Annotated in this window: 17 protein-coding genes; 9 read left to right on the top strand and 8 right to left on the bottom strand. The window is 72.6% G+C overall.

The features are described 5' to 3' along the window. Positions 1-55: 55 nt before the first annotated feature. The 8 genes from A2CP1_RS03655 to A2CP1_RS03620 form a co-directional block, all read right to left on the bottom strand. Entirely contained in the window at positions 56-403 is a 348-nt protein-coding gene (locus tag A2CP1_RS03655; RefSeq protein ID WP_012524800.1) for an HU family DNA-binding protein, read from the bottom strand. 145 nt (positions 404-548) lie between these two features. After that, positions 549-1,868, bottom strand: a complete 1,320-nt coding sequence (locus A2CP1_RS03650) for a YhjD/YihY/BrkB family envelope integrity protein (RefSeq protein ID WP_012632116.1) — start codon at positions 1,866-1,868, stop codon at positions 549-551. Between the two features lie 9 nt (positions 1,869-1,877). After that, positions 1,878-4,412: an Rne/Rng family ribonuclease gene (locus tag A2CP1_RS03645; RefSeq protein WP_012632115.1), complete on the bottom strand. Its 2,535-nt coding sequence runs from the start codon at positions 4,410-4,412 to the stop codon at positions 1,878-1,880. Positions 4,413-4,598: 186 nt separating this feature from the next. Continuing rightward, positions 4,599-7,295, bottom strand: a complete 2,697-nt coding sequence (locus tag A2CP1_RS03640; RefSeq protein WP_012632114.1) for a TIGR03960 family B12-binding radical SAM protein — start codon at positions 7,293-7,295, stop codon at positions 4,599-4,601. A 168-nt stretch (positions 7,296-7,463) separates the two neighbouring features. Further along, positions 7,464-7,745 (bottom strand): acylphosphatase, encoded by a 282-nt coding sequence (locus tag A2CP1_RS03635; RefSeq protein ID WP_012632113.1) that lies wholly within the window; start codon positions 7,743-7,745, stop codon positions 7,464-7,466. Positions 7,746-7,750: 5 nt separating this feature from the next. Next, entirely contained in the window at positions 7,751-9,814 is a 2,064-nt protein-coding gene (gene ligA, locus A2CP1_RS03630; RefSeq protein ID WP_012632112.1) for an NAD-dependent DNA ligase LigA, read from the bottom strand. A 93-nt stretch (positions 9,815-9,907) separates the two neighbouring features. Further along, positions 9,908-10,432, bottom strand: coding sequence for a type IV pilin protein (locus A2CP1_RS03625; protein WP_012632111.1), 525 nt, complete (start codon positions 10,430-10,432; stop codon positions 9,908-9,910). Continuing rightward, positions 10,429-11,880, bottom strand: coding sequence for a hypothetical protein (locus tag A2CP1_RS03620; protein WP_012632110.1), 1,452 nt, complete (start codon positions 11,878-11,880; stop codon positions 10,429-10,431). The genes A2CP1_RS03625 and A2CP1_RS03620 overlap by 4 nt, the downstream gene beginning before the upstream one ends. A gap of 253 nt (positions 11,881-12,133) precedes the next feature. On the opposite strand from A2CP1_RS03620, the gene rho reads away from it, so the two are divergent. The 9 genes from rho to gspG all read left to right on the top strand — a co-directional run bounded on the left by rho (position 12,134) and on the right by gspG (position 23,171). Next, positions 12,134-13,447 (top strand): transcription termination factor Rho, encoded by a 1,314-nt coding sequence (gene rho / locus A2CP1_RS03615; protein ID WP_041450427.1) that lies wholly within the window; start codon positions 12,134-12,136, stop codon positions 13,445-13,447. Between the two features lie 142 nt (positions 13,448-13,589). After that, entirely contained in the window at positions 13,590-13,952 is a 363-nt protein-coding gene (rpmE, locus tag A2CP1_RS03610) for a 50S ribosomal protein L31 (RefSeq protein WP_012524791.1), read from the top strand. Positions 13,953-14,098: 146 nt separating this feature from the next. Next, the gene (locus tag A2CP1_RS03605) at positions 14,099-14,302 is read left to right on the top strand and encodes a hypothetical protein (protein WP_012632109.1); all 204 of its coding nucleotides are present in this window, start codon (positions 14,099-14,101) and stop codon (positions 14,300-14,302) included. Between the two features lie 36 nt (positions 14,303-14,338). Continuing rightward, on the top strand, positions 14,339-15,763 hold the full coding sequence (locus tag A2CP1_RS03600) for a sigma-54-dependent transcriptional regulator (RefSeq protein WP_012632108.1): 1,425 nt from the start codon (positions 14,339-14,341) through the stop codon (positions 15,761-15,763). Between the two features lie 186 nt (positions 15,764-15,949). Continuing rightward, entirely contained in the window at positions 15,950-16,933 is a 984-nt protein-coding gene (gene gspC / locus A2CP1_RS03595; protein WP_012632107.1) for a type II secretion system protein GspC, read from the top strand. A gap of 19 nt (positions 16,934-16,952) precedes the next feature. Continuing rightward, a complete protein-coding gene (gene gspD, locus A2CP1_RS03590; RefSeq protein WP_012632106.1) occupies positions 16,953-19,661 on the top strand; it encodes a type II secretion system secretin GspD in 2,709 nt (902 codons plus the stop codon). 33 nt (positions 19,662-19,694) lie between these two features. Beyond that, entirely contained in the window at positions 19,695-21,494 is a 1,800-nt protein-coding gene (gene gspE, locus A2CP1_RS03585) for a type II secretion system ATPase GspE (protein ID WP_012632105.1), read from the top strand. Positions 21,495-21,525: 31 nt separating this feature from the next. Beyond that, positions 21,526-22,755 carry a type II secretion system inner membrane protein GspF gene (gene gspF / locus A2CP1_RS03580; protein WP_012524785.1) on the top strand — a complete coding sequence of 410 codons (1,230 nt, stop codon included), beginning with the start codon at positions 21,526-21,528 and terminating at the stop codon, positions 22,753-22,755. Between the two features lie 2 nt (positions 22,756-22,757). Beyond that, positions 22,758-23,171 (top strand): type II secretion system major pseudopilin GspG, encoded by a 414-nt coding sequence (gspG, locus tag A2CP1_RS03575; RefSeq protein ID WP_012524784.1) that lies wholly within the window; start codon positions 22,758-22,760, stop codon positions 23,169-23,171. Positions 23,172-23,178: the final 7 nt, after the last annotated feature.

Here is a 23,178-nt window from a genome sequence, read left to right as displayed (position 1 = left end):
CGCGGGGTCGCGGCCTCGCGGCCCGACCCCGCCACCACCGAGCAAAGCCGCGCGGTTACGCGCCGGCGGCGACCGGGGGTGTGCCCTGGCCCTCGCCTTCGGGCTGCGACGGCTTCGCCACCAGCTCCGGCCGGTTCACGCGGTCGCGCAGCTCCTTGCCGGTGCGGAACAGGATCCCGCGCTTCGGCTTCACCGGAATCACCTCTCCGGTCTTGGGGTTGCGCCCCTGATAGCCGTCGTAGTGCTTGACGTGGAACGCGCCAAGCCCGCGGATCTCGATGTTCTCTCCCTTGCAGAGCGCGTCCTTCATCGAGTCGAAGATCGTCTCGATGGTGGCCTCGGCCTGCTTCTGGGTCACACCGCGCTTCACGACGAGGATGTTGATGAGATCCGACTTCAGCATCGGGACTCCGGCTCGCTGACGGCCCCCACCCTTGGAAAGCCGCTCGGGATGGGGAGAGCCTAGCCGAAGGCTCCGAAATCAGCAAGGGTTCCACGGGCATGCGCGTCTGGGTGGGCGGGACCCCGACCTGGGGATCCGCGCACGCTCACGCGCGTGCCGGGCCTGCGGCGGTCGGATCCACCTCTTCAGGGGCACCCGTTCCCGGGGCACGAGGGCCGGCCTCGCGGGCGCGCTCCCGGTCGCACAGCTCCCGGAACGTGATCGCGTCGAGCTGCCCGGCGGCCTTCGCTTCGAGATCCGTCAATATTTCCGATAGGATGCCGCGCTGGTCCGGACGCACCTCCCGCCCGGACACCGCCTGCCTCACGTCCAGGAGCGTGATCTTCTCCAGCGGGCGGGCGGGCACCAGGCCCCCATCGGCCAGCGACACCACGATCGCCCTCTGCCGGAGGGCGGCCAGAGCCTCGCTCGCCTCCTCGGGGGTCGCACCGAGCCGGGCGGCCACGTCGCCGGGATCCGGCGCGTCCTCTCCGCGGTCGAACGCCTGCGCGACCAGGAGCAGGGTCCGGCCGGCCAGGATCTCGCGCGCGATGGCGGAGTCCGCGCGCGGCGCCGGGGACATGAGCGTCCGCGCGTACTGCACCACGTACGCGAGCCGGGCCCCGAACAGCACGATCGTCCAGGACACGAACAGCCAGAACAGGAAGATCGGGACCGCCGCCACCGAGCCGTAGATCGCGTGGTACTTGAAGATGCGCGCGACCACGAACGCGTAGCCCCACTTCGCGACGTCCCAGGCCACGCCCGCCGCGACGCCGCCCACCACCGCGGCGCGGAGCTTCACGCGCGTGTTCGGGACGATCTGGTAGAGCGTCGCGAAGAACGCGCAGTTGAGCAGCGTGCCGCTCAGCATCACCAGCGCGCGCACGCCGGTGTTCGCGAGCAGCGTCTGCGTGTACGCGCCGAGCGTGGTCGAGGCCGCCAGCAGGAGCGGGCCGAGCGTGAGCCCGACCCAGTACGTCACCGCCTGCTGCGTGATGCTGCGCCGGCGGCGGATGCCCCAGACGTCGTTCACCGCGTGGTCCACGTTGGTGAACAGCGTCACCGCCGACCAGACCAGGAGCGCGCCGCCCACCACGCCCGCGCTGGTCGCGTGCGCGTTGCGGATGAAGCGGTCCAGGTACGGCTCGATGGACGAGCGGGCGCCCACCGCCAGGTTCTGGATGAGGAAGTCGTGGACGCGGCTGGAGATGGCGTCCATCCCGGTGAACGCCTGCACCACCGAGAACGCCACCACCAGCGCCGGCACCAGCGCGAACAGCGAGATGTAGGTGAGGGCCATCGCGCGCAGGCGCACGGTCTCGCCCTCCACCACGCGCAGCGCCAGCCGGAGCGCGGTGCTGGCGAAGCGGAGCTCGCGCTCCACCTTCGCCACCCCCGAGCCCTGGTCGAGGCGCGCCGGCACGGCCCCGCCTCAGGCCTTCTCGCCGCCCTGGGCCGGGGCCTCGGGCGCCGCGCGCGGCTCGCCGCCCTCGGGACGCTCGCCGCCGCGGTCGCCGCGCTCCTCGCGCTGGCCGCGCTCGCCTCGGTCGCTGCGCTCGCCGCCGCGGTCGTTCCGCTCGCCGCGCTCACCGCGCTCGCCGCGCTCGTTGCGGTCGTTCCGCTCGCCGCCCCGCTCGCCGCCCCGCCCGCCGCGCCGGTCGCGGCCTCGGCCGCGGTCGCGATCCCGTCCGCCGCCGCCGCCTCCTCCGGAGCCGCCACCGCCACCGCCGGAGCCCCCGCCGGAGCCTCCACCACCGCCACCGCCGCCCTGCTCGGCGCGTTCCTGGCGGCCGTAGATGTCGAACTGCTCCTGGTGGTAGCCGGACTGCGGCTTCACCTGGATGGTCTTGTTGAAGCGATCCATCAGGTAACGGAGCTCCTCGCGCTCCGCGCCCTGCAGGATGCGCGCGACCTCCGGGTGCGAGTTCACCACCAGCACCGGCTCGGGGAAGTGCGGCGCCTCGCGACGGATCTCGCGGAAGATCTCGTAGGCGATCGTGATCTTGGACTTCACGTGCCCGCGGCCGTCGCAGTACGGGCACGGCTCGTTCATGACCCGGGTCACCGACTCGCGCACGCGCTTGCGCGTCATCTCGACGAGGCCGAGCTCGGAAATCTTGAGGACGTTGGTCTTGGCCTTGTCCCGCCCCAGCGCGTCCTGCAAGGCCTTGAAGACCTTGTCGCGGTTCTGGGGTTTGTCCATGTCGATGAAGTCGATGATGATGATGCCGCCGATGTTGCGCAGCCGCAGCTGGTAGACGATCTCCTTGGCGGCCTCGACGTTGATCTTGGTGATCGTCTCCTCGAGGTTCTTCTTGCCGACGTAGCGGCCCGAGTTGACGTCGATGGCGGTGAGCGCCTCCGCCTGGTCCATGATGATGTAGCCGCCGGACTTGAGCCACACCTTGCGCTGGGCCGCGCGCTTCAGCTCCTGCTCGATCCCGTACGCGTCGAAGATGGGCTCCTGGCCCTGGTACGACTCGATCTGCGACTCGAGGTGCGGCGCCTGATCGTGCACGAAGCGCAGGATGCGCTCGTACTCGTCGCGATCGTCGATGACGAGCTTGCCCACCTCGGCGGTGAACAGGTCGCGGGTGGCGCGCAGGATGAGATCGAGGTCGCCGTGCAGCAGCGCGGGCGCCGAGACCTTGTCCTTGGTGCGGATGATCTCGTTCCACACCTGGATGAGGAAGCGGATGTCCGCCTCGAGCTTGGCCGCCTCGACGTTCTCGGCGACGGTCCGCACGATGAACCCGGTGCCCTCGGGGCGCATGCGGTCCACGATCTCGCGCAGCCGGCGGCGCTCGCCGTCCTTCTCGATCCGGCGCGAGATGCCGATGTGGTCCACCGTCGGCATGAACACGAGGTGCCGGCCCGGCAGCGAGATGTGGCTGGTGATGCGGGCGCCCTTCGTGCCGATGGGATCCTTCGCGACCTGGACGATGACCTCCTGGCCCTCCTTCAGCAGGTCCTGGATGTTCTTCGGCTCCTTGGTGCGCTTCTCCTCGCGGCCGTTCCGGCCGTTGCGCTCGCGCCCGTCGCGGCCCTCGCGCCCATCGCGACCCTCGCGGCCGTCGCGCCGGCCGCGCTCGTCGCGCCGGCGGTCACCGCGATCGCGCTCGCGGTCCCCGCGGGCCTCGCGCGCGGCGTCGCGCGCGGGCGCCTGGATGCGATCCTTCTCCGGCTGGGCCGGCGCGGCCGGGGCGGCCTCGGTCGCCGGGGTCGCCTCGGTCGCGAGCGCGGCCTCCGCCGGCGCGGCCGCGACGGACGGCAACGCGGGCTCGGACGGCTCGGCGGAGCTCTCCGCCGCGGCGGGCTCGGCCGCGGGCGCGTCGGCGAGCGGCGGCACCGGGAGTCCCGGGATCGCCGGCACCGGCGCCATGCCGATCTCCTGGGTGAGCGCGATGGGCGTGAGCGGCGCGGGCGGCGGCTCCGCGGCCGCGGGCTCGGCCAGCGCGCTCTCGGCCGGGGCGGCCTCCGCGACCGGAGCAGGCTCCGTCGGAGCAGCCTCGATCGGCCCGGCCTCGCCGTGCGCAGCCTCCGCGGCCACGGCCGGCGGAGCCTCCACGGACGGTGAAGCGTCGGAAGTCGCCGCCGCGGCCGCGCCGGGCTCGGGGGCCGGCGCGGACCGCGCGCGGGCCTCCGCCTCCTCGGCCTCCTGCTCGCTCGGCACGTCGGTCACCTCGGCGCGGTGCTCGCCCTCGGTGAGCTCGAACTCCTCCGAGAAGTCCGGATCCCCGTACACGTCGCCGACGTACAGGAACGCCGCCTTCTCCAGGCCGATGTCCACGAACGCGGCCTGCATGCCGGGGAGCACGCGGACCACCCTGCCCTTGTAGATGTTCCCGACGATCCCCTTCTCGCGCTTTCGCTCGAGGTAGTACTCGTGGATCGTCCCGTTCTCGACCAGCGCGACGCGCGTCTCGGCGCCTGCCGCGTTGATCACGAGGATGCTGTTGCCGGCCATGATGGTCCTCTCTCGCCCCGTTCAGACGCGGGGAGAGCGAGGCCCCATCCGGCGGGCCACGATCGCGAACGTCCCGGTGGAGCCGGGAGGGTCGGATCTGCTGTCGAGCTGGCGCTCAAAGCTTCGCGTCTCCTCGCGCCCGGCGGCCGCGTTTCGTGCGCGGCACCGGCGGGGCGCGTCGTACGTTCAGGCGTCGAGGTAGCGAGGCGCGCGGGGCTGGCTCGGCTCCGGCCGGCCAGGTCCGCTCCTCGCGAAGCTCACGCCTTCCTTCAAAACCTTCACTCCCCGGGGCGGCGTGCCGTCTTCTCCGAAGATCGCCGCCAGCACCTCGGCTGGCTTGGCACTCCCCGACGGATCCGCCCGCAAGCTGAACGCGACCGCCCCCGGCCCCTCGACCGCGAGGTGGGTCACGATGTCCTTCAAGTCTATCTCTCTTTGCTTCCGTGCCGCGACCTTCTGACCCCGGCCCTTTCCGCGGGGCCGGGGCGGCGCCGCGCGGGTGACGACCGACTGATCCGCCTCGCGGAAGGCGGCGACGCGCGCCTCGAGGACCGCCTCTCCCCAGGTTTCCCGAGGAAACTCGGCGCGGTAATGGACGGCCCGCTGCGCCTCGGAGATCGACGCAGCGTGCGGATCGAGCACGTGCGCCTCCTGCACCTTCAGCCCTTCCGGGAGCTCGGGGGCGAGCCGCGCCAGGACCTCCTGCGGGTCAACCGCCCCGAGGAGATCGAGATCGAGGTGCTCGCACAGGCTCTCCAGGCCGACCGGGAGCGCCGGGCCGAACGACACCCGCGGCTTCGGGTGGTAGCCCTGCGAGTACGCGACCGGCAGCCCGGCGCGCCGGATGGCGCGGAGCAGGGCGTGCATGGTCTCGAGGTGGGAGAGCGCCACGAGCCGCCCGAGCTTCGCGTAGCGGACGCGCACCACCGTGCGCGCCGGCGGGTCGGTCGGGCGCGGCGGGCGCGGGGGCTCGGGGACGTAGTCCTTCGCCTCGTACGTGCGGTTCTTCACGACGTCGTAGTCGCAGGCGCCGCAGACGGTGCACGGCTCGAGCACGCAGTCCGGCACCTCGGCGAGGTTGCGCGCGGCCGCGAGCTGCTTCTGGAGGTAGGCCTTGGTGACGCCGCAGTCGATCCGGTCCCAGGGCAGCACCTCGTCGAGCCGGCGGCGGCGGTGCGCGAACCAGTCCAGCCCCACCCCGTGCTCGCGCTCGCACTCCGCGAACGCCTCGAGCCAGTTCCGCTCGTCGAACCACTCGGTCCAGCCGTCGAGGCGCTGGCCGCGGCGGTAGGCGGCGAGCACCGCGGTGCCCACGCGACGATCGCCGAGCGCGAGCGCGCCCTCGATGGACGACTGCCGCGAGTCGTGCGGCTTGAACTGGATCGCGCCGTTCCGGCCGCCCAGCGCCGCGGTGACGAGCGCCTGGCGGCGCCGCGTCTCCTCCGGCGGGATCATCGGCTCCCACTGGAACGGCGTGAACGGCTTGGGCACGAAGGTCGACGCGCCGAGGTGGATGGCCGGCGACCCCTCGCCCTTGGGCAGCACGCGCCGGGCGGCGGCGAGGCAGCGCTTCGCCAGCTCGGCGATGGCCACCACGTCCTCGTCGCGCTCCTCCGGGAGCCCGATCATGAAGTAGAGCTTCAGCAGCGACCAGCCGTTCCCGAAGATCGACTCGACCGCCCGGAGCAGGTCCTCCTCGCGGTTGCCCTTGTTGATCACCGCGCGCATGCGCTCGGTGGCGGCCTCGGGCGCGAGCGTGAACCCGGTCTTGCGGATGCGGGCGATCTTCTGGGCGAGCGCCTCGTTCATCGTCTCGGTGCGGAGCGAGGGCAGGCTCATCGCGATCCGCTCGCCCTCCCAGCGCGCCAGGAAGTCGTCGAGCAGCCCGTTCAGCGCGCCGTAGTCGCCCGACGAGAGCGACAGCAGCCCCACCTCCTCGTAGCCGGAGGCGCGCAGGCCGGTCTCGGCGAGCGCCAGCACCTGCTTCGGATCGCGCTGGCGGGTCGGGCGCGTGATCATGCCGACCTGGCAGAAGCGGCAGCCGCGGGTGCAGCCGCGCTGCAGCTCGATGGGGAGCCGGTCGTGCACCGTCTGCATGAACGGGACGAGCGGGCGGGTGTACGCGCTGGTCGGGAGCGCGTTCAGGTCGGGCATCACGCGGCGCTCGACCTTCTCGTAGCCCGGCAGGAGCGGCTCGATCGCCGCGAGCGTGCGCGAGACCGGGTCGTAGCGCGGCGCGAACAGCGAGGGCACGTAGACCCCCGGGATGCGCGCCAGGCGCCGGAGCAGCTCCGGGCGCGTGGCGCCGCCGCGGCGGAAGCCGCTCTCCGCGACCGCGTCGGCGATCTCCAGCGCGACCTCCTCGCCCTCGCCCACCGCGAACGCGTCGAAGAAGTCCGCCACCGGCTCCGGGTTGAACGCGCACGGCCCGCCGCCCAGCACCAGCGGATCCTCGTCGCCGCGCTCCCGCGCGAGCAGCGGGATGCCGGCGAGGTCCAGCATGGCGAGCGCGCTCGTGTAGGCGAGCTCGAACTGGAGCGTGATGCCGAGGACGTCGAACCCGCGCACCGCGGCCCGCGACTCGAGCGTGAACAGCGGGAGGCCGCGCGCGCGGAGCATGCCCTCCATGTCCGGCCACGGCAGGAACACGCGCTCGCACGCGATCTCCGGCCGGTCGTTGAGCAGGTGGTACAGCAACCGGAAGCCCAGGTTCGACATCCCGACCTCGTAGGTGTCGGGGAACGCCAGGGCGAAGCGGACGCGGGCGGCGGAGAGGTCCTTCACCACCGCGCCGAACTCGGCGCCGACGTAGCGGGAGGGCTTCTGCGCCTGGAGGACGAGCTCGTCGAGCGCGGACGAGGAGAGCGCGAGGTCGGTCTTCATGTCCCTTCGGGCCGCGGGTTCGAACCGCGTGTCGCCCGCCGGCTGGAGGTGCGAACCGCCGGATCTGACGGCGGTTTCCTGCGGAGCCGGCCTGAATAGCACGGGCGGCGGCCCGGGTCGAGCCCGCAGCGCGCGGCCGCGGCACGCCCGCCCCGACCGAGCCCGGCCTCAGAAGCGGATCTCGAAGGCGCCCAGGCCGCCGGCGGGCTCCACCCACTCCACCTCGACCCGATCCACCCGCGCGGCGGGCGGGCCCGCGTGGCACCAGCGGACGAGCGCGCCCACCGCGGTGCGCCCTCCTTCGGCCTCGGCCTCCACCCGGCCGTCGGGCAGGTTGCGGACCCAGCCCTCCACCCCCAGGCGACGCGCCTCGTCCGCCGTGGACTGGCGGAAGGCCACGCCCTGGACGCGGCCGGACACCACGATGCGCGCACGGACCCGATCGGCCATCGCCCTCACTCCTTCAGCAGGCGCACGAACTCCTCCTCGCCGGCGATCCGAACGCCCAGCGATCGCGCCTTCTCCAGCTTGGAGCCGGCGTCCTCCCCGGCCACCACCAGGTAGGTCTTGCGCGAGACGCTGCCCGACACCTTGCCCCCGCGCCGCTCGATCTCCGCCTTGGCGTCGTCGCGCGACATCGTCGAGAGCCCGCCGGTGAGCACCACCGTCTTGCCGGCAAACGGGCCGCGCGCCTCCACCACCTCGGCCTCGGGCGTCACCCCGGCGGCGAGGAGCCGCTCGACCACCCGCCGGTTCTGCGGCTCCTGCGTCCAGGCGCGGATCTCCGCGGCGGTCTCCGGGCCCACGTCGCGGACGCCCTTCAGCGCCTCCTCGTCCGCGTCCATGACGCGCGCGAGGTCGCCGAAGTGGCGCGCCAGCGTGGCCGCGGTCGCCTCGCCCACCTGCGGGATCCCGAGCGCGAACAGGAAGCGCCTGAGCGTCGTCTTGCGCGACCGCTCCAGCGCCGCGACCATGTTCTGCGCGCTCTTCTCCGGCAGCTCGCGCGCCGCCCCCGCGTCCTGCTCCTTGCGCGGGCGGCTGAACAGCTGCTGCCACACCTCGAACGGCACCGCGTACAGGTCGGCGAAGTCCTTCACCTGCCCGCGCTCCACCAGGCCGGCGGCGAGCTTCTCGCCCAGCCCCTCGATGTCGAGCGCACGGCGCTGCGCGAAGTGGCAGAGCCGACCGACGAGCTGCGCCGGGCAGGCGGCGCCCGTGCAGCGGTAGACCTTCTCGCCCTCCTCGCGGACCACGCGCGCGCCGCACACCGGGCACTCGGCCGGGAACCGGAACGGCTGCTCCGCGCCGGTCCGGCGCTCGGGGAGCGGCTTCACCACCTCCGGGATCACCTCGCCGGCGCGCCGCACCAGCACCCAGTCGCCCTCGAGGATGTCCTTGCGGCGCATCTCGTCCTCGTTGTGCAGCGTGGCGCGCGCGACCATCGCGCCGGAGAGGCGGACGGGGTCGAAGTCCACCACCGGCGTGAGCACGCCGGTGCGGCCCACCGAGGCCCAGATCCTGCGGATCCTCGTCGCCTCCTCCTGCGGCGGGTACTTGAAGGCGACGGCCCACCGCGGGAACTTCGAGGCCGCGCCGAGCCGCCGCCGCCAGTCGAGGTCGTCCACCTTCACCACGATGCCGTCGGTGTCGTAGGGGAGCTCGAAGCGGCGCTCGGCCATGCGATCGCGGTAGGCGAGCACCTCGGCGAGGCCGCGGCAGCGGCGGTTCTCCGCGTTCGTCTCGAAGCCCCAGGCGGCGAGCTCCTCCAGCTTCTCCCAGTGCGTGCGCCACGGATCGCCGCCCGGCAGCAGCGCCTCGTAGGCGATGAAGGAGAGCGGGCGGCGGGCGGTGACGCGCCAGTCGAGCTGGCGCAGCGTCCCGGCGGCGGCGTTGCGCGGGTTCGCGAACGGCTCCTCGCCGGCGCGGACCAGCTGCCGGTTCATCGCCTCGAAGTGCTCCTTGAACAGCAGCACCTCGCCGCGGACCTCGACCCGCGGCGGCGGCCTCCCCTCGAGCGCGTGCGGCACGCCGCGGTTCGCGCCCAGCCCGCCCACCACGCGCAGGTTGGCGGTGACGTCCTCGCCGTTCACGCCGTCGCCTCGCGTGGAACCGCTCGTGAACGCACCGTCGCGGTACACCAGCTCCACCGCGAGCCCGTCGAGCTTCGGCTCGACCACGTAGCCGACCGGCTCTCCGTCGGGCAGCCCGAGCAGGCGGCGCACCCGCGCGTCGAACTCGTGGAGCTCGTCGTCGCTCTGCACGTTGCCGAGCGAGAGCATGGGCTCGCGGTGCACCACCCGCTCGAAGCGCTCCGAGGGAGCGCCGGAGACCCGCTGCGTGGGCGAGTCCGCGGTGACGAGCTCCGGGTGCTCGGCCTCGAGCGCCTGCAGCTCGTGCATGAGCCGGTCGTACTCGGCGTCGGCGAGGAGCGGCTGGTCGAGGACGTAGTAGGCGTGGTCCGCCGCGCGGATCCGGTCGCGCAGCTCGCGGGCACGCGCCGAAGCGTCGGCCTTCTTCATGGCGCGAAGGATGGCGCGGCGGCGGGCCGCCGGCAACGAGGAATGCGGCCCCCGGCGTGGGCGCCAGGAGCGAGGCGGAGGTGCGAGGACGGATCAGAAGGTCTCGTACGCCTCCGCGTACGAGGACTCCGCCTCGATCAGCTGGAACCCGCCCTCGATGAGCTTGAAGGTCATGAGCGCGTTGCTGAAGGTGCCATCGCCGTCGAGATCGCCGACTGCCCGAACCTCGATGGTCGGGGGCTCCGCACCGCGCTGACCCCAGGCCTCTGCGCGAAACGAGTAATACACGTTACCCATGATCTCCTGGCCGGCGGGGAAGATGACGTTCCACCCGGTAGCCCGGAAGTCGATGGCGCGCTTCCCGGTGGAGGCCGGTAGCGGCGGCTGGAAATCCGCGAGGATGTGCCCGCCGGGAAAGGCCCCGTTCTGGATGAAGACCTCCACGGCGCCGGTCTTCACCCGCATCATGAGCTCGTTGCGCTCCGCGGCCTTCGCGCGGAGCGAAGCGCGTACGCTCATCGGGATCGCGATGCTGGCCAGGATGCCGATGATCGCCACCACGACCATGAGCTCGATCAGCGTGAACCCGCGCGCACCGTGTCGCGTGTGCCACTTCATGGAACCTTCTCCTCTGCTCCCCCGCCCATTCGCCGGATCTCGAGTCCGCCACCGGAGATCTCGCGCACCTCGTTCCCGTGCGCGCGCTGCGCCGCCTTGAAGCGCTCCGCCTCGACCGGATCGACGGTCACGCCACCGAGCGGGAGCAGGATCTGCGCCCCGTTCCTCGCCCCTGGCAGCAGGACCATTCCCCGCGGCGCGCCGGGCAGCGTCCCGAGCCGGGCGACCACCTGCTGGCGGACGTGCCACCGATACCAGCCGTGATACCCGCCCGCGGCCGCGAGCGCGAGCACGAGGAGCGCCCAGAGCCCCCACGGCCGCCGCGGCGTCGGCTCCGCCGACACCGCCAGCACCCGGGCCTGCACCGGCCGGGCGGGCGCCCGCGCCGCGGTGGCGGCCACGGCGCCGGCCGAGGCGATGCGCTGCGCCAGGTCGGAGAAGTCGATCGCCTCGCGCACGAGCGCGTTCCGGACGGCCTCCACGCCGGGGAGGAGGTCCGGGGGCGCGCCGGCGACGAGCCCGTTCACGCCGGCCAGCGTCGCGTCGATGTCGGCGAGCACCGCCTGCACCGCGGCCCCGTCCACCTCGGAGCCGCCCGCCGGCGCCGAGGCGCGCGCCGAGGCGACGCGGAGGCGCATCACCGCAGCGGACCGAATCGGGCCCGGGTCGAGCGCCATCGGCCCGTCCCCGAGCGCGGCGCGCTCGAGCTCGGACAGCCCGCCGGCGATCCCGGCCGCGAGCCCGTCGAGCGCGTCGCCGGGGCGCGCGGCGCCGGACGCGGCCCGCTCCAGCGACGCCTGCGCGTCCGCCGCGGAGGCAGCCTGCGCGGGCCAGAGGACGCGCACGGCCGGCGGCGGCGGGACGTAGACGGTGCCGCCCCCGCGCGGAGGCTCGGGCGGCGGCGCGGCGGGCACCGGCGGCCCGGCGGGGAACGCGTCGTCCAGGCTCACGTCGAACGAGAGGTCCGGCGGCGGGGCGATGGCCTTCCGCGCCAGCGGCGGCGGTCCCGCGGCCGGCGCAGGCAGCGGCGCGAGCGGAGGAGGCTTCACCGAGGGAGGAGGCGCGGGGGCGACGGCCGGCGCGGCGCCCTGGACCATCCGCTCGACGGCGCCCAGCACGCCCTCCGCCCGGCCGTCCCAGCGCGCCAGCTCCACGCCGAGCGCGCGCAGCGGCGCCTCGGCGGCGGCGTGCTCCGGCGCGACTGCCGCCACCACGCGGAGCCCGTCGCGCTCGCGCAGGAGGCGCTCGATCGCGGCCAGCGAGCCCTCCCCCTGGTACTCGATCACCACGAGCCCGCCCGGCCCGCGGCACAGCGAGAGCGCCTGCGCCGCATCCGCGGCGATGCGCGGTCGCAGGCCGAGGCGGGCGGTGACGGGCGCCAGCAGCGTGACGGCGAACGCCTTCGACCCCGCGACGACCGCTTCGGTGGTTGGGCTGCTGCTCGGCATCGATCTCTTTCTCGGATGGCCCTGCGCGGACCGGGGGGATGTTAACCCGCCGGGGCATCTCACCTCATCGAGCGCTGGCCCCCGCGTTCATGGCACACGGGAGGTGCGACGAAGGCGCGGGTGTGCGGCGTTGACACCCTGAAACCGACCGCATACGTTTGCCGCCTCTCCTAGGCCTCGCCCAGAGACCGCCCGCAGCCTCCGCCGGCCACGCACGCTCCGCAGCGCGCGGCCCAGCTCCCCGAGAACCGACATGCCCGCAGCCGCACCGACCTCCACGTCGAGCACGTCCAGCCTCACCGAGCTCAAGCACATGAAGGTCGCGGAGCTCGCCAAGCTGGCGCGCGACCTCAACGTCGAGGCCGCCGGCGCGCTCAAGAAGCAGGACCTCATCTTCGCGATCCTCCAGGCGCAGTCGAAGGCGGCGGAGGCGGCCAAGGAGGAGATGGAGGTCGGCGGCGAGGGCACGCTGGAGGTGCTGCCCGACGGCTTCGGCTTCCTGCGCAGCCCGGACTTCTCCTACCTGCCGGGCCCGGACGACATCTACGTCTCGCCCTCGCAGATCCGCCGCTTCAACCTGCGCACCGGCGACACGGTGCGCGGCACGGTGCGCCAGCCCAAGGAAGGCGAGCGCTACTTCGCGCTGCTCAAGGTCGACACCATCAACGGCGAGCCGCCCGAGGAGAACCAGGCCAAGGTCCTCTTCGACAACCTGACCCCGCTCTACCCGACGCAGCGCCTGACGCTCGAGCACGATCCCGCCGAGATGACCACGCGGGTGGTGGACCTGTTCGCGCCCATCGGCAAGGGGCAGCGCTGCCTGATCGTGTCGCCGCCGCGCGCCGGCAAGACGGTGCTCCTGCAGAACATCGCGCACGCCGTCACCACCAACCACCCCGAGTGCACCCTCATCGTGCTGCTCATCGACGAGCGGCCCGAGGAGGTCACCGACATGGAGCGGACGGTGCGGGGCGAGGTGGTCGCCTCCACCTTCGACGAGCCCGCCACCCGCCACGTGCAGGTCGCGGAGATGGTGATCGAGAAGGCCCGGCGGCTGGTCGAGCACAAGAAGGACGTGGTGATCCTGCTCGACTCGATCACCCGCCTCGCGCGCGCCTACAACTCGACCGTGCCGCCCTCCGGGAAGATCCTCTCCGGCGGCGTGGACTCGAACGCGCTGCACAAGCCGAAGCGCTTCTTCGGCGCGGCCCGCAACATCGAGGAGGGCGGCTCGCTCACCATCATCGGCACCGCGCTGGTGGACACCGGCAGCCGCATGGACGAGGTGATCTTCGAGGAGTTCAAGGGCACCGGGAACTCCGAGATCGTGCTCGACCGCAAGCTGATGGAGAAGCGCATCTTCCCCTGCATGGACATCGGGAAGAGCGGCACGCGCAAGGAGGAGCTGCTCCTCGCGGCCGACTGGCTCTCCAAGATCTACATCCTGCGCCAGACCATCCTGAACGGCCTCGACAACGTCGAGGCGATGAAGTTCATCCTGGACAAGTTCCGCCAGGTGAAGAACCACGACGAGTTCTTCAAGATGATGGTCGGCGGCGGCAAGTAGCGGCGGCTCGCCCGCAGGGGGGAGTCCCCGCCCGCGGCGCGCTCCGCTTGACCTATCCCCGCGATCCGACTAGATCCCGCCGTTCCACAACCGGGCCCGGACCATCGCCGATCGACGGCATGCAAGCGGCCCAGAGGCGAGCATGAAGGAAGGCATCCACCCCGACTACAAGGCGACGAAGGTCGTCTGCGCCTGCGGGAACGTCATCGAGACCCGCTCCGTCCGCGGCGACTTCCACATCGAGATTTGCGCCAGCTGCCACCCGTTCTTCACGGGCAAGCAGAAGATCATGGACACGGCGGGCCGCATCGAGCGCTTCAAGACGCGCTACGCCGCCACCCCGGCCAAGGCCGAGCCCGCCAAGAAGGCGCCCGCCGCCGAGCCGGCGAAGAAGGTCGAGGCCAAGGAGAACCGCGCCGCCAAGCGCGCCAAGGCCGGCAAGAGCAGCAAGAAGCCCGAGGCCGCCCCGGCCGCCGAGGCGCCCGCCGAGGCGAAGCCCGAGTAGCGCTCGAGCGATCCCTCAGGTCCCGAGGAGCGGCGCCGTCCGGCGCCGCTCTTCGCGTATCCGGGGCCGTCCTCCTCCTGGCGGCGCTCGCCCCCGCGGCGGGCGGGCGCTTGCCGGGGCGGCGCGCGCGATCTACAGGTCGGACCATGGCCGAGCCGGCGCACCGCTCCAGACCGTCGCGGCAGGGGCTCACCGAGTACCTGCTGCTGGTGGCCGCGCTCGCGATCCTGGCCGCCGGCGCGGTGGCGCTCTTCGCCGCGGAGATCCGCGCTGCGCTCGGCACCCCGCCGGTGGCCCGCACCGCGCCGGGCGCGACGCCCCCTTCCCCGCCGCCCGCCGGCGGCGGCTGACGCCCGGGTGGCGCGGGACGGTATATCCTCCCGGTCGTGTCCCCACTGGTCCTGGTCGTCGACGACGAGAGCCCGAACCTCGAGTCGCTCGGCAAGATCTTCGAGCGCGAGGGCTGGCGCGTGGCGCTCGCCGCCTCCGGCCTCGCCGCGCTGGAGCTGCTCCGCCGCGAGCGCGCCGCGGTGGTGGTCACCGACCTGATGATGCCGGGCATGAGCGGCGACGAGCTGCTCCGCGCGGTGAAGGCGGTGTCGCCCGAGTCCGAGGTGGTGGTGATGACCGCCTACGGCACGGTCGAGGTGGCGGTCGCCGCCATGAAGCAGGGCGCCTACGACTTCATCACCAAGCCGGTGAAGCGCCACGCCATCGTGAAGACGGTGCGACAGGCGCTGGAGCGCGCGTCGCTCGTCGCCGAGAACCGCGCGCTGAAGGCGCGCCTGGCGGAGCTCGCGCCCGGCGGCGCGGGCGCGCTCCTGGGCGACGCGCCGGCGTTCCGCGCGACGCTGGAGATCCTGCGCCAGGCCGCGCCGACGCAGGCCACCGTGCTGCTGCTGGGCGAGAGCGGCACCGGGAAGGAGCTCGCCGCGCGGCTGGTCCACGACCTGTCCCCGCGCGCCGCCGGGCCGTTCGTGCCGATCCACTGCGCCGCCATCCCGGAGACGCTGCTCGAGTCCGAGCTGTTCGGGCACGAGAAGGGCGCGTTCACCGGCGCGGTGGCGCGCAAGGACGGGCGCTTCGAGCGCGCACAGGGTGGCACGCTGTTCCTCGACGAGATCGGCGAGATGTCGCCCGCGGTGCAGGTGAAGCTGCTCCGGTTCCTGCAGGACGGGGTCCTCGAGCGCGTGGGCGGGAACGAGCCGGTGCGCGTGGACGTGCGGGTGGTGGCCGCGACCAACAAGGACCTCGCCGCCGAGGTGAAGGCCGGCCGCTTCCGCGAGGACCTGTTCTACCGGCTCGACGTGGTGCGCGTCCGCCTCCCGCCGCTGCGCGAGCGGCGCGAGGACGTGCCGCTGCTCGCCATGGCCTTCCTGCGGCGGATGGCCGAGCGCAACGGGAAGCCGCTCGCGGGCTTCACCTCGGGTGCGATGGCGGCGCTGGAGCGGTACGCCTGGCCGGGCAACGTGCGCGAGCTGCAGCACGCCATCGAGCGGGCGGTAGTGCTCACCCGCGCCGACGTCGTCGAGGTGGGCGACCTGCCGGAGGCGATCCGCGCCGCGGGACCCGCCGTCCCGGAGCCCGCCGGCGCGGCCGGGGCCCCGGTGCTCACCGTGCCGCTCGGCACGCCCATGGAGGAGATCGAGCGGCGGGTGATCCGCGAGACGCTTCGCCACACCCAGGGTGACAAGAACCTGGCGGCCCAGCTGCTAGGCATCGCGGCCCGGACCATCTACCGGAAGCTCGATCGCGACGAGGAGGGGCGCCTCCTCGTCCCTCCGGAGGGCGGCGGCGAGGGCCCGGAGTAGCCTGCCAATTTGGCGGCGACGCGGGGCGCGCCGGGGCGGCCTTGCCAAATTGGCAGCGCGGTGGCCCACGCTCCCCTCGGGCGGGCGCACCGGCCGGGATTTGCATGTAGTGACGGCATGTTGTGCATCGGCCAGGGCCCGTCTCCGTGGCACGACGGTTGCTCATCCCGGCCCCTGGCCGCTCCCATGCTCGACCTCTTCTTCCGCAAGTACGCCTGGACCGCGAACCTCGCGCTGCTGTTCGCGGCGGCCTGGCTCACGGCGAAGACCGTCAACACGCTCGTCGGCGCGGTGATCCGGCCGCGCCCGCAGGCGGAGCTCGCGCTGCCGCCTCCCGCGCCCGTGCGGCCCGTGCTGCCCGCCTCCATCGACGAGGCGCGGCTGTACCACCTCATCGGACGGGAGCCGCCGCAGCAGTCCACCGAGGGGACGCCCGCGGCGCCCGCCCGCCCGCAGAACTGCGCCGATCCCCGCGCGGAGCCGACCCGCTCCGACCTGCGGCTCGCGCTGGTGGCCGGCGTCGTCGCCGAGCAGCCGCGCTTCTCGCTCGCGACCATCTCGGACCTCTCCACGCGCGAGACGGTCGTGCTCGGGGTGGGCGACCGGATCCAGGGCGCCCAGCTGCTCGGCCTCGAGCGCGTCCGCGCCGGCGGCGACGTCACCGGGAACGCGTTCAAGGTGATCGCCGTGCTGTGCAACCGCGGCACGAAGGAGTACCTGGACTTCGAGGGAGGCGGCAGCGAGGCGCCGGACGCCGGCACCAACCTCGGCTACGCGTCGGTCCCGCGGCCCAGCCCGCGCCCCGGCGCCCCCGGGCCGATGGAGGGCGTCCGCGCGGTCTCGAAGGACAAGTACGAGATCGACCGCAAGGTCATCGACGGCACGCTCAACAACCTGAGCGCCATCTCCACCCAGGCCCGGATCGTCCCGTCGTTCAAGAACGGCGTGGCGAACGGGTTCAAGCTGTTCTCGATCCAGCCGGGCTCGCTCTACGCCTCGATCGGCATCGAGAACGGCGACGTCATCCAGCGCGTGAACGGGTACGAGCTCAACTCGCCCGAGAAGGCGCTCGAGCTGTACCAGAAGCTGCGCGACTCCGGGCACGTGACCATCGAGCTCGAGCGGCAGGGGCAGCCGATCCGCAAGGAGTACAACATCACCGGCCCGTGATCCCGGCCGAGGGAACGCCATGAAGAAGCTCCTTGCCACGACGTTGCTCGTCCCGGTGCTCGCCGCCGCGCAGGTCCCGCTGCGCCCGACCGACGACCCCGAGTCGCCGGCGCGGCAGCGCCCGCCCACCACCCGGCCCACCTCGCCGCCGACCGGCATCCCCACCACGCCGCCGCCCCCGGGGACCTCCATCGGTCCGGGCGGCGTGGCCCCGATCCAGCAGAACGGCGCGCGGCCGCCCGCGGCGCGGCCCACCTCCCCGGCCCCGCGCCCCGGCGGCGCGGCCACGCCCCCCCCCGCGCCCGCGCGGGGCGGCGGCGGCGAGGCCGAGACCACGCTGCAGCCGGCGAACGGCAGGTGCGTCCCGATGCAGGGGCGCTTCATGCTGACGTTCAACCGGGCCGAGGTGGTGGACGTGCTCGAGCAGGCGAGCCGCTGGACCTGCCGGAACTTCATCTACACGGAGGACGTGGCGCGCGGGAAGATCACGCTGCTCTCCAAGACGCCGGTCACCGCGGAGGAGGCGTACGCCGCGTTCCTGGCCGCGCTGAACGCGAACAACATCACGGTGTATCCGACGGGCCGGTACTGGCGCCTGGGCCGCGCCGCCGACAGCAAGAAGATGCCCATCCCGACGTACACCGACCCGGAGAGCGGCACGCCGGCGAGCGAGCAGGTCATCACCAAGGTGATCCGCCTGCAGTACGCCGACGCCGACCAGCTCCGCGGCGTGATGGGCAACTTCATCTCGCCGCAGGGCGCGGACATCCAGTCCATCCCCCCCTCGACGCTGGTCATCACCGACACCGGCCTCAACATCCGCCGCATCGAGAAGATGATCGAGGCGATCGACAAGGTCGGCGGCGGCGACCTGGTCCGCATCGTCCAGGTGCGCTACGCGTCCGCCAAGGACCTCGCCGACAAGGTGAACCAGATCTTCCAGGCGCAGGGCGGGCGGAGCCCGCGCCCGGCGCGGATCTCCAGCGGCCCGGCGCGGCCCGGCGTCCCCACCACCCAGCCCGCGGGCGGCTCGGTCGAGGTCTCGGTCTACAAGGTCCTCCCCGACGACCGCACCAACAAGCTCATCGTCATCGCGGACGAGAAGAGCTTCCAGCAGATCATGGAGCTGGTGCAGCAGCTCGACGTGCCCACCAGCGCCGACGGCGGCGTCCACGTCCTGTTCCTCAAGAACGCGAACGCGGAGGAGCTCGCCACCACGCTGTCGAACCTGGCGCAGGGCCAGGCCAAGCGCACCCCCACGCCCGGCGCGCCGACGCAGCCGGCCGCGCGACCGGTGGGCATGCCCGGGGCGCCCCCCGCCGCCGCGGCGGCGCCCGCCCCGGCCGGCGACGTCACCGCCGAGCTGTTCTCGGGCGAGGTGAAGATCACCGCCGACAAGACGCAGAACGCGCTGCTCGTGCAGGCGAGCGGGGCCGACTTCTCCGCGGTCCAGCGGCTGGTCGAGAAGCTCGACCGGCCGCGGCGCCAGGTGTTCGTCGAGGCGGTGATCATGGAGGTGAACCTCAAGAACTCCATGGAGCTCGGCGTCAGCGCGCACGGCGCGATCCCCTACAAGTACAAGGGGGACACCGGCGTCATCCCGCTCTCGTCGCAGACCGGGCGCGTCAACTCGCTCGACATGTCGAGCGCGATCGCGCTGGGCGGGTTCCTCACCGGCTACACCGGCCCGATCTCCGCGGAGCTGAAGGACCTCGGCTTCGGCAACATCCCCAGCCTCGGCCTGCTCATCCAGGCGCTGCAGTCCAACTCCGACGTGAACGTGCTCTCCACGCCGCACCTGCTCGCCACCGACAACGAGGAGTCGGAGATCACGGTGGGCCAGAACGTGCCGTTCCAGTCCGGCTACGCGCCCTCCGGGCTGTCCAACCTGCTCTCCGGCTCCGGCACCGGCGCCAGCAGCACCGTCGGCTCCGCGCTCGGCACCCAGGGCCTGGGCTCGCTCTACGCGCCCATCCAGCGGCAGAACGTGGAGCTGAAGCTCAAGATCAAGCCGCAGATCAACGAGGGCGGGAACATCCGGCTCACCATCGAGGAGCAGACCGAGGAGATCGCGGAGAAGGACCCGCAGCTCGGCCCGACCACCGCCAAGCGCAGCGTGAAGACGCAGATCGTGGCGCGCGACCAGAGCACCATCGTCATCGGCGGGCTCATCCAGGACCGCGCCATCCGCAGCGTGTCCAAGATCCCGTTCCTCGGCAGCCTGCCCATCCTCGGCTGGCTGTTCCGCGACACCACCACGACCAAGCAGAAGGTGAACCTGCTGCTCTTCCTCACGCCGTACATCATCCGCGACGAGGCGGACTACCGGCGCATCTACGAGAAGAAGCGCGAGGAGCAGCAGCAGTTCATCGAGCAGTTCTACGGGCGGCAGCCGCGCTACGACGTGGACGTGGACTTCAGCCGCAAGACCGGCCCGTACTCGCGCCTGCGCCGGGGCGTGAGCCAGGAGACCTCGCGGATCGAGAACGGCGGCGACGGCGCGCCGGGCGAGTACCTGTCCGCTCCCCCCGCCGGCGGCCCGCCGCCGACCACCGTGGTCCCGGTGCCGCGCCCGACCTCGCCCGCGCCCGCGCCCGAGCCGGAGGCCGCGCCGGACGCGGCGCCGCCGCCCGAGGGCACGCCCGAGCCGGTGGAGCGGCTCTCGCCGCAGCAGCCGCCGCCCGCCGCGGAGCCGGCCGCGCCCGGAGGGACCCCACCGCAGGAATGAGCGGGGGCGGACCGTCCGTTTCACGGGATCCTCATGCCCAACGACGCACAGATCGACAACGCCCGGGCCGCCGTCCAGGGCGCCATCCCCGGGCTCGCCGCCGCGGCCGGGCTCGCCGGCCGTCCCATCGGCGAGATCCTCCGGGAGACGGCCGGGCTGGACCCGGCGCGCCTCGAGGAGGCGCTCGCGCTGCAGCAGGGCGAGCAGGCCGGCCAGCGCCTCGGCGAGATCCTCGTCCGCCTGAGGGCGGTCACCGAGGAGGACGTGCTGCGCGCGCTCGCGGCCCAGCTCGACCTGCCGTTCGTCGAGCGCATCGACCCGGAGTCGGTGCCGGGCGACCTCGCGGCCAAGGTGCCGATCCACTTCGCCAAGCAGTCGAAGGTGCTGCCGCTCGGCACCGCCGGTGACGCGGTCCGGGTGGCGGTGGGCGACCCGCTCGACACCGCCGCGCAGGACTCGGTGTCCATGCTGCTCGGCGCCGCGGTGGCGCCGGAGGTGGCGCCGCCGCAGGTGGTGCTCGACGCCATCAACGCGGTGTACGACCGCGCCGCCGACGAGCACGACAAGCTCATGGAGGACCTCGAGACCGAGGACCTCGAGAGCGTCGCGCACGAGCTGCAGGAGCCGACCGACCTCCTCGAGGCGGACGACGAGGCGCCCATCATCCGCCTGGTCAACTCGCTCCTGTTCCGCGCGGTGAAGGAGCGCGCCAGCGACATCCACATCCTCCCGGAGGAGAAGGACATCTCGGTGCGCTACCGGATCGACGGCGTGCTCCGCGAGGTGATCCGCCCTCCCAAGCGCTTCCAGGCGTCCATCGGCAGCCGCATCAAGATCATGGGCGGGCTGAACATCGCCGAGAAGCGGCTCCCGCAGGACGGCCGCATCCGCATCAAGATCGCCGGCAAGGACGTGGACATCCGCCTGTCCACCGTCCCCACCGCGCACGGCGAGCGCATCGTGATGCGCCTCCTCGACAAGTCCAACGTGGTGCTGGACCTGGCCGAGCTCGGCTTCGAGGACTGGCAGCTCAAGGTGATGGACACGCTCATCACCCGCTCGCACGGCATCGTGCTGGTCACCGGCCCGACCGGCTCCGGCAAGACCACGACGCTCTACGCGGCGCTCGCGAAGATCAACTCGCCCGACCTGAACATCCTCACCATCGAGGATCCGGTCGAGATCCCGCTGAAGGGCGTGGGGCAGGTGCAGATCAACCCGAAGATCGACCTGACCTTCGCGAGCGGGCTGCGCTCGTTCCTCCGGCAGGACCCGGACGTCATCATGGTCGGCGAGATCCGCGACCTGGAGACCGCCGAGATCGCGATCCAGGCCTCGCTCACCGGCCACCTGGTGCTCTCCACCGTGCACACCAACGACGCCGCCGGGGCCATCACGCGCCTGGTGGACATGGGCGTGCAGCCGTTCCTGGTGGCGTCCTCGCTGGTGGGCGTGCTGGCGCAGCGCCTGGTGCGCGTGCTCTGCCCGACGTGCAAGAAGCCCTACGTCCCCACCGCCGAGGAGCGCGACCTCGCCGGGCTCACGCCCGAGATCCTGCGCCAGGCCGGCGACCCGACCCACCTCTACAAGGCGGTGGGGTGCCCGGCCTGCAACCACACCGGCTACCAGGGCCGGACCGGCATCTACGAGCTGATGATGGTGGACGACGACGTCCGCCCGCTCATCCTCAAGTCGGTGGACGCCACCACCATCAAGCGCGCCGCCGTCGAGCGCGGGATGGTGACGCTCATGGAGCACGGCGCGTACAAGGTCGCGCGCGGCATCACCACCGCGGCCGAGGTGCTGTCGGTCACCGCGGAGGACATCCGGTGAGCGGCGCGCCGCGCGCCCACGGAGCCCCCTGATGCCGGTCTTCGAGTACAAGGCGTACGACGCCCAGGGCAAGGCGATCCAGGGCCTGCGCGAGGCGGACTCGCCGAAGGCGCTGCGCAGCGTGCTCCGCCGCGACGGCGTGTTCCTCACCGAGGTGCTGGGCGAGCAGCAGGTGAAGGCCCAGCAGGCGCGCGAGGTGAGCGTGCGCCGCTGGATGGTGGGCCGCGTCGGCCCGGTGAACCTCGCCATCGCCACCCGCCAGCTGTCGGTGCTGGTGGGCGCGGGCATCCCGCTCGTCGAGGCGCTCACCGCGCTGGTGGACCAGGTCGAGCACGAGCGGCTGAAGCGCGTGCTCGGCGACGTGAAGCAGCGCGTGAACGAGGGCGCGGCGCTGGCCGACGCGCTCGCCGCCCACCCGCGCGTGTTCTCGACGCTGTACGTGAACATGATCCGCGCCGGCGAGCACTCCGGCGCGCTCGAGGTGGTGCTGGTCCGGCTGGCCGACTTCACCGAGAGCCAGGCCCGGCTGCGCTCGAAGATCATGGGCACGATGGCCTACCCGGCCGCGATGATGGTGATCGGCTCGGTCATCCTGGGGGTGCTGTTCACCGTGGTGATCCCGAAGATCACGAAGATCTTCGAGGACACGAAGGCGCAGCTCCCCTGGAACACCCGGGCGCTCATCGCCGCCTCGCACTTCGTCGCCGACTACTGGTGGCTCCTGCTCGCGCTCGTCGTGCTCTCGATCTGGGGCTTCGTGCGGTGGCGGCGGACGCCGGCGGGGCGCGCCGCCTGGGATCGCGCGGCGCTGCGCTTCTGGATCTTCGGGCCGCTGACGCGGCAGATCGCCATCAGCCGCTTCGCCCGCACGCTCTCCACGCTGCTCCGCAGCGGCGTCCCGCTGCTCACCGCCATGGAGATCGTGAAGAACATCGTCGGCAACACGCGCCTCGCCGACGTGATCGACCAGGCCCGGGACGCGATCCGGGAGGGCGAGTCCATCGCCGCCCCGCTGAAGCGCTCGGGCGAGTTCCCGCCGCTCGTCTACCACATGGTGGCGATCGGCGAGCGCTCCGGCGCGCTCGAGGAGATGCTCGGCAACGTCGCCAAGGCGTACGAGGACCAGGTCGAGACGACGGTGAGCGCGCTCACCTCGCTGCTCGAGCCGCTCATGATCGTCGCCATGGGCGTGGTGGTCGCCTTCATCGTGTTCTCCGTCCTTCTTCCCATCCTCCAGATCAACAACCTCGCAGGAGGCTAGAGATGCACGCCCGCAACCGGCGCCGCGCACAGCGCGGCATGACCCTCATCGAGATCATGGTGGTGATCGTGATCCTCGGCCTCATCGCCTCCGCGGTGGCCGTGAACGTGGTCGGCCAGATGTCCAAGGCCCGCGTGGACACCGCCAAGAACGACGTCCGCAAGATCGCGGACGGCGTGGACACGTTCAAGGTGCTGAAGGGCCGCTACCCGACCACCGAGGAGGGCCTGGGGATCCTCATCAAGGAGAACATCCTCAAGGCGAACAAGGACGGCACGCTGAAGGACCCGTGGGACAAGGAGTACGTGTACCTGTACCCGGGCCAGACGCACCAGGACGGCTACGACGTGAAGAGCTACGGCGCCGACGGCCAGCCCGGCGGCGAGGGCGAGAACGCCGACGTCGTGAACCCGTGAGCCCGGG

Origin of the sequence: Anaeromyxobacter dehalogenans 2CP-1, from assembly GCF_000022145.1 — a bacterium.
GTDB classification, from domain to species: Bacteria; Myxococcota; Myxococcia; order Myxococcales; family Anaeromyxobacteraceae; genus Anaeromyxobacter; species Anaeromyxobacter dehalogenans.
This window is presented reverse-complemented; position numbering and strand designations above follow the sequence as displayed.

What these genes read in the sequence shown, in the direction of transcription:
- A2CP1_RS03655 (WP_012524800.1), bottom strand. Translation starts at nt 403, where the DNA reads ATGCTGAAGTCGGATCTCATCAACATCCTCGTCGTGAAGCGCGGTGTG.
- A2CP1_RS03645 (WP_012632115.1), bottom strand. Translation starts at nt 4,412, where the DNA reads ATGGCCGGCAACAGCATCCTCGTGATCAACGCGGCAGGCGCCGAGACG.
- A2CP1_RS03640 (WP_012632114.1), bottom strand. Translation starts at nt 7,295, where the DNA reads ATGAAGACCGACCTCGCGCTCTCCTCGTCCGCGCTCGACGAGCTCGTC.
- A2CP1_RS03635 (WP_012632113.1), bottom strand. Translation starts at nt 7,745, where the DNA reads ATGGCCGATCGGGTCCGTGCGCGCATCGTGGTGTCCGGCCGCGTCCAG.
- ligA (WP_012632112.1), bottom strand. Translation starts at nt 9,814, where the DNA reads ATGAAGAAGGCCGACGCTTCGGCGCGTGCCCGCGAGCTGCGCGACCGG.
- A2CP1_RS03625 (WP_012632111.1), bottom strand. Translation starts at nt 10,432, where the DNA reads ATGAAGTGGCACACGCGACACGGTGCGCGCGGGTTCACGCTGATCGAG.
- A2CP1_RS03620 (WP_012632110.1), bottom strand. Translation starts at nt 11,880, where the DNA reads ATGCCGAGCAGCAGCCCAACCACCGAAGCGGTCGTCGCGGGGTCGAAG.
- rho (WP_041450427.1), top strand. Translation starts at nt 12,134, where the DNA reads ATGCCCGCAGCCGCACCGACCTCCACGTCGAGCACGTCCAGCCTCACC.
- rpmE (WP_012524791.1), top strand. Translation starts at nt 13,590, where the DNA reads ATGAAGGAAGGCATCCACCCCGACTACAAGGCGACGAAGGTCGTCTGC.
- A2CP1_RS03605 (WP_012632109.1), top strand. Translation starts at nt 14,099, where the DNA reads ATGGCCGAGCCGGCGCACCGCTCCAGACCGTCGCGGCAGGGGCTCACC.
- gspC (WP_012632107.1), top strand. Translation starts at nt 15,950, where the DNA reads ATGCTCGACCTCTTCTTCCGCAAGTACGCCTGGACCGCGAACCTCGCG.
- gspD (WP_012632106.1), top strand. Translation starts at nt 16,953, where the DNA reads ATGAAGAAGCTCCTTGCCACGACGTTGCTCGTCCCGGTGCTCGCCGCC.
- gspE (WP_012632105.1), top strand. Translation starts at nt 19,695, where the DNA reads ATGCCCAACGACGCACAGATCGACAACGCCCGGGCCGCCGTCCAGGGC.
- gspF (WP_012524785.1), top strand. Translation starts at nt 21,526, where the DNA reads ATGCCGGTCTTCGAGTACAAGGCGTACGACGCCCAGGGCAAGGCGATC.
- gspG (WP_012524784.1), top strand. Translation starts at nt 22,758, where the DNA reads ATGCACGCCCGCAACCGGCGCCGCGCACAGCGCGGCATGACCCTCATC.